This is a genomic window from Streptomyces cyaneofuscatus (assembly GCF_042718795.1).
In the GTDB taxonomy this organism is placed as follows: Bacteria; Actinomycetota; Actinomycetes; order Streptomycetales; family Streptomycetaceae; genus Streptomyces; species Streptomyces cyaneofuscatus_A.
Window position 1 is genome coordinate 85,129 of record NZ_JBHXOX010000021.1, and the last position, 14,740, is coordinate 99,868.

Sequence of the window (14,740 nt, forward strand, 5' to 3'; positions counted from 1 at the left end):
CATTTTCGTGACCTTTGGGGATCGAGGGTCGAGCACCCCCTCCGACCGGGCTTTCGTTCACGGAACGTGGACGTCCGCTCTCCGTGCGTACGGCTGGGAACGGTCGCTTCCGGGTCGCTTCCGGCCTTCGGCGGAAGGTTGTCGGTGCGGCCGCCTAGACTCGGGAGGCGATGAGCAGCCTCTTTGACGACAACTTCCTGACCGGCCTCCAGTCCACGGAGGACGGCCCGCCGCCGCCCCCCGAGGACCACGCACCCGAAGCGGTGCCGGAGGGGCTCTTCGAGGGCGTCTACGACGCGCCCCCGCCGCCCCGCGACGGGTATTACCGCGACGGCCACCCGCGCCCGGTGATCGACGCCGCCGCACTGCTCGACGGGCTGAACACCGAGCAGCGCGCCGCCGTCGTGCACGCCGGGTCCCCGCTGCTCATCGTCGCCGGAGCCGGCTCGGGCAAGACCCGGGTGCTCACCCACCGCATCGCCCACCTGCTGGCCGAGCGCGGGGTGCACCCGGGACAGATCCTCGCGATCACCTTCACCAACAAGGCCGCCGGCGAGATGAAGGAGCGCGTCGAGCAGCTCGTCGGGCCGCGCGCCAACGCCATGTGGGTCATGACCTTCCACAGCGCGTGCGTCCGCATCCTGCGCCGCGAGTCCAAGAAGCTCGGCTTCACCTCGTCGTTCTCGATCTACGACGCCGCCGACTCCAAGCGCCTGATGGCCCTGGTCTGCCGCGATCTCGACCTGGACCCCAAGCGCTACCCGCCGAAGTCCTTCACCGCCAAGGTCTCCAACCTCAAGAACGAGCTCATCGACGAGGAGACCTTCGCCGGGCAGGCCGCCGACGGCTTCGAGAAGACCCTGGCGCAGGCGTACGCGCTCTACCAGGCCCGCCTGCGCGAGGCCAACGCGCTGGACTTCGACGACATCATCATGACGACGGTCCACCTCCTCCAGGCCTTCCCGGACGTGGCCGAGCACTACCGCCGCCGCTTCCGCCACGTCCTGGTCGACGAGTACCAGGACACCAACCACGCCCAGTACACGCTGGTGCGGGAGCTGGTCGGCCCCTCCGGTGAGGCGTCCGACGCCCCGGCCGAGCTGTGTGTCGTCGGTGACGCGGACCAGTCGATCTACGCCTTCCGGGGCGCGACCATCCGCAACATCCTCCAGTTCGAGGAGGACTACCCGGACGCGAAGACGATCCTCCTGGAGCAGAACTACCGCTCCACGCAGACGATCCTCTCCGCCGCCAACGCCGTCATCGAGCGCAACGAGAGCCGCCGCCCCAAGAACCTGTGGACCAACGCCGGCAGCGGCGCCCGCATCACCGGCTATGTGGCCGACACCGAGCACGACGAGGCGCAGTTCGTCGCCGAGGAGATCGACCGGCTCACCGACAAGGGCGACGCGAAGGCGGGCGACGTCGCCGTCTTCTACCGCACCAACGCCCAGTCCCGTGTCTTCGAAGAGATCTTCATCCGCGTCGGCCTGCCCTACAAGGTCGTCGGCGGCGTGCGCTTCTACGAGCGCAAGGAGGTCCGGGACGTCCTGGCCTACCTCCGCGTCCTCGCCAACCCCGAGGACACCGTCCCGCTCCGCCGCATCCTCAACGTGCCCAAGCGCGGCATCGGCGACCGCGCCGAGGCCATGATCGACGCCCTGTCGCTGCGCGAGAAGATCTCCTTCCCGCAGGCGCTGCGCCGCGTCGACGAGGCGTACGGCATGGCGGCCCGCTCCTCCAACGCCGTCAAGCGCTTCAACACGCTGATGGAGGAGCTCCGCACCATCGTCGAGTCCGGCGCCGGACCCGCCGTCGTGCTGGAAGCGGTGCTGGAGCGCACGGGCTATCTCGCCGAGCTCCAGGCCTCCACCGACCCGCAGGACGAGACCCGTATCGAGAACCTCCAGGAACTCGCCGCCGTGGCCCTCGAATTCGAGCAGGAGCGCGGGGAGGACGAGGGCAGCGGCACGCTCGCGGAGTTCCTGGAGAAGGTCGCGCTGGTCGCCGACTCCGACCAGATCCCCGACGAGGACGAGGACGGCTCCGGCGTCATCACGCTGATGACCCTGCACACGGCGAAGGGCCTGGAGTTCCCGGTCGTCTTCCTCACCGGTATGGAGGACGGCGTCTTCCCGCACATGCGGGCCCTCGGCCAGACCAAGGAGCTGGAGGAGGAGCGCCGGCTGGCGTACGTCGGTATCACCCGCGCCCGCGAGCGGCTCTACCTGACCCGGGCCGCGATGCGCAGCGCCTGGGGCCAGCCCTCGTACAACCCGCCTTCGCGGTTCCTGGAGGAGATCCCGGAAGCGCACCTGGAGTGGAAGCGCAAGGGCCCGATGGCGGCCCCGGCCGGACCCACCTCGGGCATCACGTCCTCGCTCTCCTCCTCGCGCGCCCGCTCCGGCCCCTCGGGCTTCGCGACCCGGCGCACCTCGGAGAAGCCCACGGTCACGCTGGTGGTCGGGGACCGGGTCACGCACGACCAGTTCGGGCTCGGCACGGTGACGGCCGTCGAGGGGTTCGGCGACCAGGCCAAGGCGACGGTGGACTTCGGCGACGAGCGCCCGAAGAAGCTGCTCCTGCGGTACGCGCCGGTCGAGAAGCTGTAGGACGTAGGGGATCACGGGAGAGGGGCGGGGGGGGGGGGGGGGGGGGCGCCCGCCCCCCCCCCCCCGCCCCTCTCGCGTGTCCCGTGCTCCGTCAGGTCGGGTTGACGCCGTGGCTCCGCAGCCACACCAGCGGGTCGATCGCCGCGCCGCCGCCGGGCCGGACCTCGAAGTGCAGGTGCGGGCCGGTGGAGTTGCCGGAGCTGCCCGCGTACGCGATGACGTCACCGGCCTTCACCGGGCCGGAGCGGATCTTGGTGCTGCTGAGGTGGCAGTACCAGGTCTCCGTACCGTCGGCCATGGTCACGATCGCCATGTTCCCGTAGGCGCTGTTGTACTGCGTGCGCACGGTGCCGTCGGTCGCGGCCATCACCGGGGAGCCGTAGCCGACCGGGAAGTCGATGCCCGTGTGCACGGACATCCAGTTGACGCCCGCCTGGCCGTAGTAGGCGCTCAGCCCGTGCTGCTTGACCGGCAGGACGAACTTGGGGCGCAGCGCCTCGCGGCGGGCGGCCTCCTCCTCGCGCTTCTTCTTCTCCTCGACCTGCCGCTGCTTGAGGTCGATGCGCTCCTGGGTGCGGCTCGCGCGCTGGCGGAAGTCGTCGCTGCCCTCGGAGAGCTGCTCAAGCTGGCTGTCGAGCTTGTTGTTCGCGGCGACCGGCTTGACCGTGCTCGGATCGGCGACGGCCAGCGAGGCGGTCTTCTCCGGCTTGTCCTCGTCGCTGATCCCGTTGACGGAGGCGGCCGCGATGCCCGCGACGCTCATCACGCAGGCGGAGGGGACGGCGACGGTCAGGAGAGCGGAGCGCTTGGCGGGGCTGCGGCGGCGCGCCCGGCTGCGCGGGGCGGGGGTGCGGACCACGGTGCGGTCCACGGAGAGCGGCGGGGCCTCGGGGGTGTCGTCGCCGTCGCCGTCGTCGTCGCTGTCGGGGGCGGCGTCGGGGGTGGCGGCTTCCGGGGCGAGGCCGGTCGTGTGATCGGTCGTGTGATCGGTTGCGTGATCGGTTTCCAGGACGGCGAACTCGGCGGTGCCGGACTCTTCTTCGGGCGTCTGCTGTTCGTACAGCTGATGCGAAGTCTGTTCGGGTCCGTACGCGGCGTCCCCGGGCGTGGCGCCGGAGTTCCAGGCGGTCGCGTCGTAGGCGCCGGTGTCGTACGTCCCCGTGTCGTAGGTGCCCGTGTCGTACGCGGCGGTCGCGCCTGTGTCGTACACCCCGGTGGTGAAGGCGGTGGTGTCGTACGTGCCGGTCCCGTCAGCGCCGATCGTCCCGTACGCGCCGGTGTCGTAGGTGCTGGTGTCGTACGTCCCCGTGTCGTACGCGGCGGTCGCGCCCGTGTCGTACGTACCCGTGTCGTGCGTGCCGGTCTCGTAGACGTCCGTGCCGTACGAGCCGTCCGTGACGTACGCGGTGCCCGTGCCGTACGTGGCGGTGGCGTAGGAGCCGGTGTCGTAGCCGCCCGTCTCGTAGCTGTCCGTCTCGTAGCCGCCGGTGCCGTACGAGGTCGCGCCGTACGCCGCCGTGGTGAACCCGTCCTGGTCGGAGGGCTGCTGCTGCCAGACGGGCGTCGCGCCGGTGTCCCACTGCTGGTGGTCGGCGGTGTGGGCCGGGGCGGCGTACGCGTCGTACGTGACGGTCTGCTCTGCGCCCGTGTCCCAGGCGGAGGAGTCGTACGCGCCGTTGGGGGCACCGTAAGAGGTGTCGTAACCGGAAGCCGCGTAATCCGTGGTCTCGGAACCACCAGGGAGGGAACCGAAGAGCGGGTCGGTGTCGAAGCTGCCGGTCGATCGGGTGTCGTACCCGACGGTCCCGGCGTGGGGGTGCTGGTCGTTCACCAACTTCTCTCTCGCCTCGGCAGCAGGACTGTTCTGGATCCCGGTGAGGGGGGTCCCAGGGGGAAGCAGTGGCCGCGACTGTACCCGGCAGTATGTGAGGACGACAATCTTCGGCAGGTTTTGCGTCCTCAGGAAACGGGCAATCGGCCGTCTTTCGGTGGACGGCAGGCAGAGGCTTGGCCCTATGTTCGAGGATTGTTCTATTTTAAGCGACAGAAGACGTTCCGGTTGAGGGCGCTGTGCCCTCCCGGGCCTCCTGTGGCTCCAGCGCCTCTTGTGCCTCATCTGACTCCAGCGCCTCTTGTGCCTCTTCTGACTCCAGTGCCTCGCGGACCGCGGCGGCGACCGCCGGGTGCACCGGCAGTGCGAGATGCCCGATTCCGGTGACGCGTACGTTCACGGCGTCGAGGTCGGGGTGATCGACGCAGGCCGTCACGACCGGGACCATCACCTGGTCCAGCTCGCTCCAGAAGCTGACGAACCGGGTCCGGCATCCGGGGGCGGGGCGGCGCAGCTCCTCGATCAGCGGGGAGCCGCCGCGCATCTGCCGCACGATGGGGTGAAGGCCGGCTCCGGGGGCGACGGCGGTGCCGCCGTGCGGGGTGCCGAGCGTGACGAGGGTGCGCACCCGGTGGTCGCCGCCCAGCCGTTGTACGTAGTAGCGGGCGATCAGGCCGCCGAGGCTGTGCCCGACGATGTCGACCTCGCGTTGCCCGCTGCGGGCGCAGATCTCCTCCACGTGCCGGCCGAGCAGCTCGGCGGCGGTGCGCAGGTCGCGGGTGAGCGGCGAGTAGTTGAGCGACGCCAGGTGGCGGCGGCCGTGCCGGGCGAGCGCGCGGCGCAGCAGGAGGAAGACGGAGCGGTTGTCGATGAACCCGTGGAGGAGGACGACGGGGCGTTCGGCGGCGGGCGAGCCGGGCAGCGGGGGCGGGCCCGGTGATGGGCCTGGTGGTGGGCCCGGGGCGCGGCGCTCCTGGGGGACGGGCTCCTGGGGGACGCGCTCCTGGGTGAGGCCGAAGGGGTAGGCGGCCAGGTGGCCGGTGAGGACGACGAGCTCCAGCACGGTGGCGCCGAGCAGCGCGGTCGAGAGCCGGGGGCCAGGGAGGCGGGGCGGTAGGGGGAGGAACGGGAGGGCCTTCACGCCGACCTCCTGCACTGGCGCACCGGGAGGCGGCGGCTACGTGCCGTACCACCGTGCCGTGCGGCTGGCGGCACGGTGGTACGGCGACCTCGTAGCGGCTCTCCCCGCGCCGGGCCCCGCGGCGGCCGGATTGCCGCGTTCTACGGGGGGACGGCGCCTGGCGAACATGTCCCACGTGTGATTTCCCCCTCCCCGCCTGCCGCGAAACGGTGGCTTGCGGGATGCTGTGGATAACGTTCGTTCACATCCCCGGCCCTTCAGGCGCGGGAGACCATGTGGAGGCAGTGATGGGTGTGACCGGTCCGATCCGTGTGGTGGTGGCCAAGCCGGGGCTCGACGGCCATGACCGCGGGGCCAAGGTGATCGCGCGGGCGCTGCGGGACGCCGGTATGGAAGTCATCTATACGGGGCTCCACCAGACACCCGAGCAGATCGTCGACACGGCGATCCAGGAGGACGCCGACGCCATCGGCCTCTCGATCCTCTCCGGGGCCCACAACACGCTCTTCGCGAAGGTGATCGAGCTGCTGAAGGAGCGGGAGGCGGCGGACATCAAGGTGTTCGGCGGCGGGATCATCCCGGAGGACGACATCGCCCCGCTGAAGGAGCTGGGCGTGGCGGAGCTCTTCACCCCCGGTGCGACGACGACCGAGATCGTCACCTGGGTGAACGCGAACGTCCGCCAGCCCGCGCAGGCCTGACACCCTGGGACCCGGGGGCGCGGTCGAGGCCGGGGGCGGGCGTCAGGTGCGGTCGGGTCAGGTCAGCTCCGCCTCCATCGCGGCGCGCAGGCGCAGCGTGGAGACCAGGCGCTGGAACGCCTCCGACCAGTACCCCCCGGCCCCCGGCGACGCCCCCTCCTGCTCGTCCGGGGTGGCCGTGAGGACCTCCAGGCGGTCGGCCTCGGCCGGGTCGAGGCAGCGCTCGGCCAGGCCCATCACCCCGCTGAAGCTCCACGGGTAACTCCCGCCGTCCCGCGCGATGTCGAGCGCGTCCACCACGGCGCGCCCGAGCGGGCCCGACCACGGCACCGTGCAGACGCCGAGTAGCTGGAACGCCTCCGACAGCCCGTGCGCGGCGATGAACGCGGCCACCCAGTCCGCCCGTTCGGCCTCGGACAGCACCGCCAGGAGCTTGGACCGCTCGGCGATCGACGTGGGCCCGGGCGTGCCGGCCGGGGGCGCGGCCGCCGCACCCAGCAGGGCCCGCGCCCACTCCGGGTCGCGCTGGCGCACCGCGGCCCGGCACCAGGCGGCGTGCAGCTCGCCCGCCCAGTCGTCGGCGACCGGCAGCGCCACGATCTCCGCCGCCGGGCGTCCGCCGAACCGCTCCCGCCAGACCCCGAGCGGCGTGGCCTCCACCAACTGCCCGAGCCACCAGGACCGCTCGCCCCGGCCCGTCGGCGGATCGGCCACCACCCCGTCGCGCTGCATCCCGGCGTCGCACTCGTGCGGCGCCTCCACGGCGATGGACGCGCCCGCCCCCGTACGGTCGGGGTTGACGCACGACGTCGCGCGGGCCGCCATCCGCCCGGCGAAGGCCGAGGAGGGCAGGGCGGAGAGCAACTCGGCCGCCGTGGCGCGCACGTTGCGGCTGCGGTCGGCGAGCGCCTGTTCCAGGAACTCCTCGTCCCCCTCCCCGAGCCCGTTGCGCAGGGAGTCCAGGAACATCAGCCGGTCCTCGGCCCGCTCGGTGGACCAGGTGGTGGTGAGCAGGGCGAGCGCGGCGGCCGGATCCCGCGTCCGTACGGCGTCGAGCAGCGCGACCCGCTCCGCGAACAGCCCCTCCTCCCACAGCCGCCCCACCGCCTCCGGATCGCCGGTGTCGGGGACGAGCGAGCCGCCCGCTCCACCGCGCAGGGCGAACTTCCACTCGGGGTTCAGCGCGGCCAGCCACAGGCCGAGCGGCCCGGCGAAGGCGAGCGCCTGCGGGCGCAGGTCGGTGCGGGCCCGCGCGGCGTCCAGCAGCGGCGGCACCAGGTCGGCCGGGGCCCGGAACCCGCGCCGGTCGGCGGTGGCCAGCCACTGCGGGATGAGCTCGGTCAGGTCGGGCGTGGCCCCGCGCCGTCCGGAGGCGGTCGGCGCGGCCCGGTCGGCGAGCAACTGGGCGAGCCGGTGCCGGGCGGCCTCGGGGAGGAGGGGGCGCGGGTCGTGCGGCGCGGGCGCGGGCCTGGCCCCCGGCACGGCGGGCAGCAGCCCGGCCCGCCGCCGCACGGTGTGCAGGGCGGCGGCGTCCAACAGGGCGGCCGGGCCGTCGGCCGGCACCGGACCCCCGGGAGCCGTCGGCGGGCGGCGGTCGGTGCCCAGCAGCGCCGAGGTGACCAGCTCCTCCCAGGGGAGGGAGGCGAGGGGGTGGGCTGAGGCCGTGGTCGGGCCGGTGGTGGTGGGAGGCATCGGGTCCCCTTCGGTGGCGTTCAGGCGGTCGGCGGCGGAGAGGGGTGATCAGCGGGTTGGGGGAGGGCGGTGGCCCGCGCAGGTCGGAAGGGCGGGCGGTGGCCCGTACAGCTCAGATGAGCCGTACGACCCCGTCGGTGACATCCGCGGCCCCGGACACCGGCCCGGCCCCGGGCTCGCGCCCGTTCTCGCCCCCCGTACCCCCCGCGTCCCAGGCCGCGAACGGGTCGAAGCCGCGGTGGCCCAGCTCGCCGAAGACCGTGACCGGTCCGCCGCCGGAGAGCGCGACGAGCTTCCACAGCCCCGGACGGGACTGTGCCGCCGAGGAGAGGGGCAGCGCGGACGCGCCCTCCGCGTCGGCCAGTTGCCAGCCGCCCTCGGACGGCACGGGTATGACGCCCCGCAGGGTGACCGGCCAGGCGTCGAGCCAGGGGTCGCCCCGCAGCGCCTCCCCGTACGCCGCGAGGGCGGTCGCGGTGGACCCGCCCGGCGGGGGTGAACCCGGCGGCGGTGAACCCGGCACCGGGGTGCCCGGCGCCGCGGCAGGCGGGGCGAACTGCCGTCCCAGATCGGCCCGGAGTCCGCCGCCCGGGTACGGCGTGAGCTCGGCGTCGATCGTGACGCCCACCGGCAGCGCGAGCTCCGGGGCGCGGCCCATGGCGCCGAAGGAGAGCAGCAGGGCCGTGCGGCCCGACTCCCTTCCGTACAGCCAGATCCGCCGCGTGGTGAGCCGGCCGTCCGGGGTGTCGTACTGCGCGAGGACCAGCCAGTGGTCGCGCAGCGGCGGGCCCTCGGCGGACATGGGCAGCCCCACCCGCGTACGCACCGTGGCGGCCAGCGGGTCCGGCAGCCGCTCCCGGCCCAGCCAGGCCGTGTCCAGCAGATGCAGCAGGCCGCACTCCTCCAGCAGCCGCACCGGCCAGCCCGGCCCGGAACCGGGTATCGCACCCAACTCCCTTACCCGGCCCGCCAGTCCGGGCGCCTGGGCGTCGACCATGCGGGCGGCGGTCTCCTCCCACAGGGCGTACCCCGCGCGATCGGCGGTGGCGAGCCCGCCCCGCAGCAGATCCGTCAGGCGCTGCTCCAGCTCCAGCGCCCCCGAGGTGACGCGTTCCGCCCGGCGCTCCGCCCGCTTCCTGGCGGCCGCGTTGTCGGCGGGGCCGGGCGCCGCCTCTCCGCTCACGGCGGTGTCCCGCTTGGCCTGCTTGGCCTCCGCCCGCCCCCGGCGGGCCGTGAGCCACTGCGCGGCCCAGTCGGCCGGCTCACCCTGCGGGACCGCGCCGTCGCCGGAGGCGCGGAGCAGCAGCAGCCCCAGCGCGTGCTTGCAGGGGAACTTGCGGCTCGGACAACTGCACGTGTACGCGGGGCCCGTGGTGTCGACCACCGTCTGATACGGCTTGCTCCCGCTCCCCTTGCACAGCCCCCACACCGCCCCCGATCCGTCGAAGCCGGCGCCCGACCAGTGTCCGGCCGTGGCCAGCTTGTTCCCCGCCTTGCGTGATGCGTCGTCAGGCGCCAGGGACAGCACCTGCTCCACCGTCCAGCGCGCCACCGATTCCGTGGCGGGCAAGGGTTCTCCCCCGTGAGATAGCAGCATGGGAACGACGGTAGGCGGCACCACTGACAATCCCCCTGACCTGCGATCAAAGCCCTGGTGGGAGCGGTCGGGAGGCCCGTTGTCAGTGGCATGGTGCACGGTGGGAACCACGTCAGGTCGACCGAATCTGTCGACGATCTGGAGGGGGATCCATGACCGTGCCCGAAACCACCACCACCGCCACCACTGCGAGCGCCACCGCCACCTCGGCCACCGCCACCTCGGCCGCCATCGGCGAGGCGTCCGGCGCCGAGACGTCCGGCGCCGAGGCCCTGCGCCCGCACGCCGAGGACGCGTTCGCCGATGAGCTGAAGGCGCTCGCCGCCGCCGACGACCGCCCCAGGCCCGCCCGTTGGCGCCTCTCGCCCTGGGCCGTCGCCACCTATCTCCAGGGCGGGACACTGCCCGACGGCACGGTGATCACACCGAAGTACGTGGGCCCGCGCCGGCTGATCGAGGTGGCCGTGACCACCCTGGCCACCGACCGCGCGCTGCTCCTGCTCGGTGTCCCCGGGACCGCCAAGACCTGGGTGTCCGAGCATCTGGCCGCCGCCGTCAGCGGCGACTCCACCCTGCTCGTGCAGGGCACCGCCGGCACCCCGGAGGAGGCCGTCCGCTACGGGTGGAACTACGCCCAACTGCTGGCGCACGGCCCCAGCCGCGACGCGCTGGTGCCCAGCCCGCTCATGCGGGCCATGGCGGACGGCATGACCGCCCGGGTCGAGGAGCTGACCCGCATCCCCGCCGATGTGCAGGACTCGCTCATCACGATCCTCTCCGAGAAGACCCTCCCCATCCCCGAGCTGGGACAGGAGGTCCAGGCCGTCCGCGGCTTCAACGTCATCGCCACGGCCAACGACCGCGACCGGGGCGTCAACGAGCTCTCCAGCGCGCTGCGCCGCCGGTTCAACACCGTCGTCCTGCCGCTGCCCGCGACGCCCGACGCCGAGGTCGACATCGTCTCCCGGCGCGTGGACCAGATCGGCCGCTCGCTCGACCTGCCCGCCGCACCCGAGGGGCTCGCCGAGATCCGCCGCGTGGTGACGGTCTTCCGGGAGCTGCGTGACGGTGTCACCACCGACGGGCGCACCAAGCTCAAGTCGCCCTCGGGCACGCTCTCCACGGCCGAGGCGATCTCCGTCGTCACCAACGGCCTCGCCCTCGCCGCCCACTTCGGCGACGGCATCCTGCGCCCCGGCGATGTCGCCGCGGGCATTCTCGGCGCGGTCGTCCGGGACCCGGCAGCCGACCGCGTGGTCTGGCAGGAGTATCTGGAGACCGTGGTGCGCGAGCGGGACGGCTGGAAGGACTTCTACCGCGCCTGCCGTGAGGTCTCCGTATGAGCGACCGGACCACTACAGGCACAGCCCCTGCCGTCGCCGGGCCGCTGCTGCTGGGCGTGCGGCACCACGGGCCCGGCTCCGCCCGCGCGGTCCTCGCCGCGCTCGACGCCGCCCGGCCGGCCGCCGTGCTCATCGAGGGGCCGCCGGAGGGCGACGCGCTGCTGCCGCTCGCCGCCGACCCGCAGATGCGCCCGCCCGTCGCGCTGCTCGCCCATTCCGTGGACGACCCGGGGCGGGCCGCCTTCTGGCCGCTGGCCGAGTTCTCGCCGGAGTGGGTGGCGATCCGCTGGGCCCTCGCCCACGACGTCCCGGTCCGCTTCATCGACCTCCCCGCCACCCACTCCCTCGCCCTGAAGGAGCCCCACGGGGACCGGACCGGAGAACACCCCGGCGAACAGCCCGGCGAACAGCCCGGCCAGGAGACCGCACCCGCTCCTGAGGCCCCCGTGGGCGAGGCGGTCACCCCCGCCGTCGACCCGATCCGCGCGCTCGCCGAGACCGCCGGATACGACGACCCCGAGCGTTGGTGGGAGGATGTCGTCGAGCACCGCTCACCGGCCGCCGACGCCACCGCCGACGCGCTCGCCCCGTTCACCGCGCTCGCGGAGGCCATGACGGCCCTGCGCGAGGCCTATGGGGACGGCGGGCACCCCCGGGACGCCGTACGCGAGGCGTACATGCGGATCCAACTGCGTACCGCGCGCAAGGAGTTCGGGGACGGCCTCGCCGTCGTCTGCGGCGCCTGGCACGTCCCCGCGCTCGCCGCCCGCACCACCCTCGCCGCCGACCGCGCCCTCCTCAAGGGGCTCCCCAAGGTCAAGGCCGAGATGACGTGGGTGCCGTGGACCCACCGCAGGCTCGCCCGGCACAGCGGTTACGGTGCCGGGATCGACTCACCCGGCTGGTACGGGCACCTCTTCGGCGCCGCCGACCGGCCGATCGAGCGCTGGATGACGAAGGTCGCAGGGCTGCTCCGCGAGGAGGACCGGTTCGTCTCCACCGCCCATGTCATCGAGGCCGTCCGGCTCGCCGAGACGCTCGCCGCGATGCGGGGCCGCCCGCTGGCCGGACTGAGCGAGACCACCGACGCGGTACGGGCCGTGATGTGCGAGGGCTCCGACATACCGCTCGCGCTCATCCAGGATCGCCTCGTCGTCGGTGAGACCCTCGGCGAGGTGCCCGACAGCGCCCCCGCCGTCCCGCTCCAGCGCGACCTGACCCGCAGCCAGCGCACCCTGAGGCTCAAGCCGGAGGCCCTGGAGCGGGAGCTGGACCTCGACCTGCGCAAGGAGACCGACGCGGCCAGGAGCCGCCTCCTGCACCGGCTGCGCCTCCTCTCCATCGGCTGGGGTGAACCGGCCCAGGGCCGCGGCAGCACCGGCACCTTCCGGGAGAGCTGGCGGCTGCGCTGGGAGCCCGAGCTCCACGTCCGGGTCGCCGAGGCCGGGGTCTGGGGCACCACGGTCGCCACCGCCGCCACGGCGAAGGCCGAGTCCCAGGCGCTCGCGGCGACCGCGCTCTCCGAGGTCACCGCCCTCGCCGAACACTGCCTCCTGGCCGGACTGCCCGAGGCGCTGCCCGTCGTGATGAAGGCCCTCGCCGACCGTGCCGCACTCGACGCGGACGTCGGCCACCTCGCCGACGCCCTCCCCGCCCTCGCCCGCTCCCTGCGCTACGGGGACGTGCGCTCCACCGACACGGCCGCGCTCGCCGAGGTCGCCGCCGGACTGGCCGAGCGGATCTGTGTCGCCCTGCCCCCGGCCTGCACCGGCCTCGACGCGGACGGGGCCGAGGCACTGCGCCGCCAGGTGGACGGGGTCCACAGCGCGATCGGCCTGCTCGCCGCCGGCGCCAAGCCCGCCGAAGCCGAAGCCGAAGCCGACGCCGCCACGACCGAAGCCACCGCCACCCCCGCCCACGGCCTCCGCGACCGCTGGGCCACGGTCCTGCGCAAGCTGGCCGGCCGGGACACGGTCGCCGGGATCATCCGGGGCCGGGCCACCCGGCTGCTCCTCGACGAGGGGCGGCTGACCGAGGACGAGGCGGCCCGGCTGATGGGCCTGGCCCTCTCGCCCGGCACCCCGCCCACCGACGCGGCGGCCTGGATCGAGGGGTTCGTCGGCGGGGCGTCCGGCGGCGGCATGCTGCTGGTCCACGACGAGCGGCTGCTCTCCCTGGTCGACGCGTGGCTCACCGGCGTCCCCGCCGACACGTTCACCGACGTGCTGCCGCTCCTGCGCCGTACGTTCTCCGCCTACGAACCGGGCGTACGCCGCACCCTCGGCGAGCTGGTCCGGCGCGGCCCCGTCCCCGAGGGCGCCCGGAACGACGGCACGGACCACGCGTACCCGGGCTTCGGCCCCGGCCTCGACCAGGAACGAGCCGACGCGGTGGAGCCGGTGCTGCACCTGCTCCTCGGCCGCACCCCCGTACCGGCGGAGGCGACCGCATGACCGCACACACCACCCGGCACGCCACCCGGCACGCGACACACGACCACGACCGAACGGGGAAGACGGTGGACACGGAGACAGCGACGGCACAGCCCTCGGCGCCCCCCGCCGACGGCGAGCGGATGCGGCGCTGGCGCATGGTGCTCGGCGGGGACAGCGCGGAGAGCACCGGCTGCACCCTCACCGGCCAGGACGTCGCGATGGACGGCGCACTGAACGCGCTGTACGGCGGGGGCGGCGGGAAGAAGCCCGGCGGCCGGGGCGGCGGCGGACGTTCGGCCGGGCTCGGCGCGTCCGCCCCCTCGGTCGCCCGCTGGCTCGGCGACATCCGTACGTACTTCCCCAGCTCCGTCGTCCAGGTCATGCAGCACGACGCGATCGACCGGCTCGGCCTCTCCGCGCTGCTCCTGGAGCCGGAGATGCTGGAGGCCGTCGAGGCGGACGTCCATCTCGTCGGCACCCTGCTCTCCCTCAACAAGGCCATGCCCGAGACGACCAAGGAGACCGCGCGGGCCGTCGTCCGCAAGGTCGTCGACGACTTGGAGAAGCGGCTGGAGAGCCGCACCCGGGCCACCCTCACCGGGGCCCTGGACCGCTCCGCGCGGATCAGCCGGCCGCGCCACCGGGACATCGACTGGGACCGCACGATCCGTGCCAACCTGAAGAACTACCTGACCGTCCCGGGCGCGGACGGCGGCCCGGACACCGGCACGGTCGTCCCTGAGCGCCTCATCGGCTACGGCCGGGCGTCGCAGTCGGTGAAGAAGGACGTCATCCTCTGCATCGACCAGTCCGGTTCGATGGCCGCCTCCGTCGTCTACGCCTCGGTCTTCGGCGCGGTCCTCGCCTCCATGCGCACCCTCGACACCCGCCTCGTCGTCTTCGACACGGCGGTCGTCGACCTCACCGACCAGCTCGACGACCCGGTCGACGTCCTCTTCGGCACCCAGCTCGGCGGCGGCACCGACATCAACCGGGCGCTCGCCTACTGCCAGTCGCAGATCACCCGGCCCGCGGACACCGTCGTCGTCCTCATCAGCGACCTGTACGAGGGCGGCATCCGCGACGAGATGCTCAAGCGGGTCGCGGCGATGAAGGCGTCCGGCGTGCAGTTCGTGACCCTGCTCGCCCTCTCCGACGAGGGCGCCCCCGCCTACGACCACGAGCACGCCGCAGCACTCGGCGCGCTGGGCGCCCCCGCGTTCGCCTGTACGCCGGACCTCTTCCCGGACGTCATGGCCGCCGCGATCGAGAAGCGGCCGCTGCCCATACCGGACAAGGAGGCCGGGGCGTAGACGCGCGAAGAGCCTCCCGCGGACGCACCACGGGACACGCCCGTCCGGCACCCTCTGTGACCGTTATCACCGCTC

At 73.5% G+C, this 14,740-nt stretch carries 9 protein-coding genes; 5 read left to right on the forward strand and 4 right to left on the reverse strand.

The window, feature by feature from the left end; translation table 11 throughout:
* Nucleotides 1–170: 170 nt before the first annotated feature.
* A complete protein-coding gene (gene pcrA, locus ACFWRT_RS23890; RefSeq protein ID WP_380950158.1) occupies nt 171–2,612 on the forward strand; it encodes a DNA helicase PcrA in 2,442 nt (813 codons plus the stop codon).
* 91 nt (nt 2,613–2,703) lie between these two features.
* Here the strand turns inward: pcrA and ACFWRT_RS23895 are convergent, their stop codons facing one another.
* Both ACFWRT_RS23895 and ACFWRT_RS23900 read right to left on the reverse strand, forming a co-directional pair.
* The gene (locus tag ACFWRT_RS23895) at nt 2,704–4,443 is read right to left on the reverse strand and encodes a peptidoglycan DD-metalloendopeptidase family protein (RefSeq protein ID WP_380950159.1); all 1,740 of its coding nucleotides are present in this window, start codon (nt 4,441–4,443) and stop codon (nt 2,704–2,706) included.
* 205 nt (nt 4,444–4,648) lie between these two features.
* The gene (locus ACFWRT_RS23900) at nt 4,649–5,584 is read right to left on the reverse strand and encodes a lipase family alpha/beta hydrolase (protein WP_380950160.1); all 936 of its coding nucleotides are present in this window, start codon (nt 5,582–5,584) and stop codon (nt 4,649–4,651) included.
* A gap of 287 nt (nt 5,585–5,871) precedes the next feature.
* Between ACFWRT_RS23900 and ACFWRT_RS23905 the strand changes: the two genes are divergently transcribed.
* The gene (locus ACFWRT_RS23905; RefSeq protein WP_380950161.1) at nt 5,872–6,285 is read left to right on the forward strand and encodes a cobalamin B12-binding domain-containing protein; all 414 of its coding nucleotides are present in this window, start codon (nt 5,872–5,874) and stop codon (nt 6,283–6,285) included.
* 57 nt (nt 6,286–6,342) lie between these two features.
* Here ACFWRT_RS23905 and ACFWRT_RS23910 read toward each other — a convergent pair whose 3' ends face one another.
* Together ACFWRT_RS23910 and ACFWRT_RS23915 are read right to left on the reverse strand one after the other, a co-directional pair.
* On the reverse strand, nt 6,343–7,977 hold the full coding sequence (locus ACFWRT_RS23910) for a DUF5691 domain-containing protein (protein WP_380950162.1): 1,635 nt from the start codon (nt 7,975–7,977) through the stop codon (nt 6,343–6,345).
* Nucleotides 7,978–8,089: 112 nt separating this feature from the next.
* On the reverse strand, nt 8,090–9,574 hold the full coding sequence (locus tag ACFWRT_RS23915; protein WP_380950163.1) for an SWIM zinc finger family protein: 1,485 nt from the start codon (nt 9,572–9,574) through the stop codon (nt 8,090–8,092).
* A 152-nt stretch (nt 9,575–9,726) separates the two neighbouring features.
* Between ACFWRT_RS23915 and ACFWRT_RS23920 the strand changes: the two genes are divergently transcribed.
* The 3 genes from ACFWRT_RS23920 to ACFWRT_RS23930 are packed head-to-tail and all read left to right on the forward strand — an operon-like array spanning nt 9,727 to nt 14,665.
* Complete coding sequence (locus ACFWRT_RS23920) at nt 9,727–10,917, forward strand: ATP-binding protein (protein ID WP_380950164.1); 1,191 nt, start codon at nt 9,727–9,729, stop codon at nt 10,915–10,917.
* Complete coding sequence (locus tag ACFWRT_RS23925) at nt 10,914–13,370, forward strand: DUF5682 family protein (RefSeq protein ID WP_380950165.1); 2,457 nt, start codon at nt 10,914–10,916, stop codon at nt 13,368–13,370. The genes ACFWRT_RS23920 and ACFWRT_RS23925 overlap by 4 nt, the downstream gene beginning before the upstream one ends.
* On the forward strand, nt 13,367–14,665 hold the full coding sequence (locus ACFWRT_RS23930) for a VWA domain-containing protein (protein ID WP_380950166.1): 1,299 nt from the start codon (nt 13,367–13,369) through the stop codon (nt 14,663–14,665). Before ACFWRT_RS23925 ends, ACFWRT_RS23930 begins: the two co-directional genes overlap by 4 nt.
* Nucleotides 14,666–14,740: the final 75 nt, after the last annotated feature.

Coding starts and splice junctions, on each gene's coding strand:
- pcrA (WP_380950158.1), top strand. CDS start 171: ATGAGCAGCCTCTTTGACGACAACTTCCTGACCGGCCTCCAGTCCACG.
- ACFWRT_RS23905 (WP_380950161.1), top strand. CDS start 5,872: ATGGGTGTGACCGGTCCGATCCGTGTGGTGGTGGCCAAGCCGGGGCTC.
- ACFWRT_RS23910 (WP_380950162.1), bottom strand. CDS start 7,977: ATGCCTCCCACCACCACCGGCCCGACCACGGCCTCAGCCCACCCCCTC.
- ACFWRT_RS23915 (WP_380950163.1), bottom strand. CDS start 9,574: ATGCTGCTATCTCACGGGGGAGAACCCTTGCCCGCCACGGAATCGGTG.
- ACFWRT_RS23920 (WP_380950164.1), top strand. CDS start 9,727: ATGACCGTGCCCGAAACCACCACCACCGCCACCACTGCGAGCGCCACC.
- ACFWRT_RS23925 (WP_380950165.1), top strand. CDS start 10,914: ATGAGCGACCGGACCACTACAGGCACAGCCCCTGCCGTCGCCGGGCCG.
- ACFWRT_RS23930 (WP_380950166.1), top strand. CDS start 13,367: ATGACCGCACACACCACCCGGCACGCCACCCGGCACGCGACACACGAC.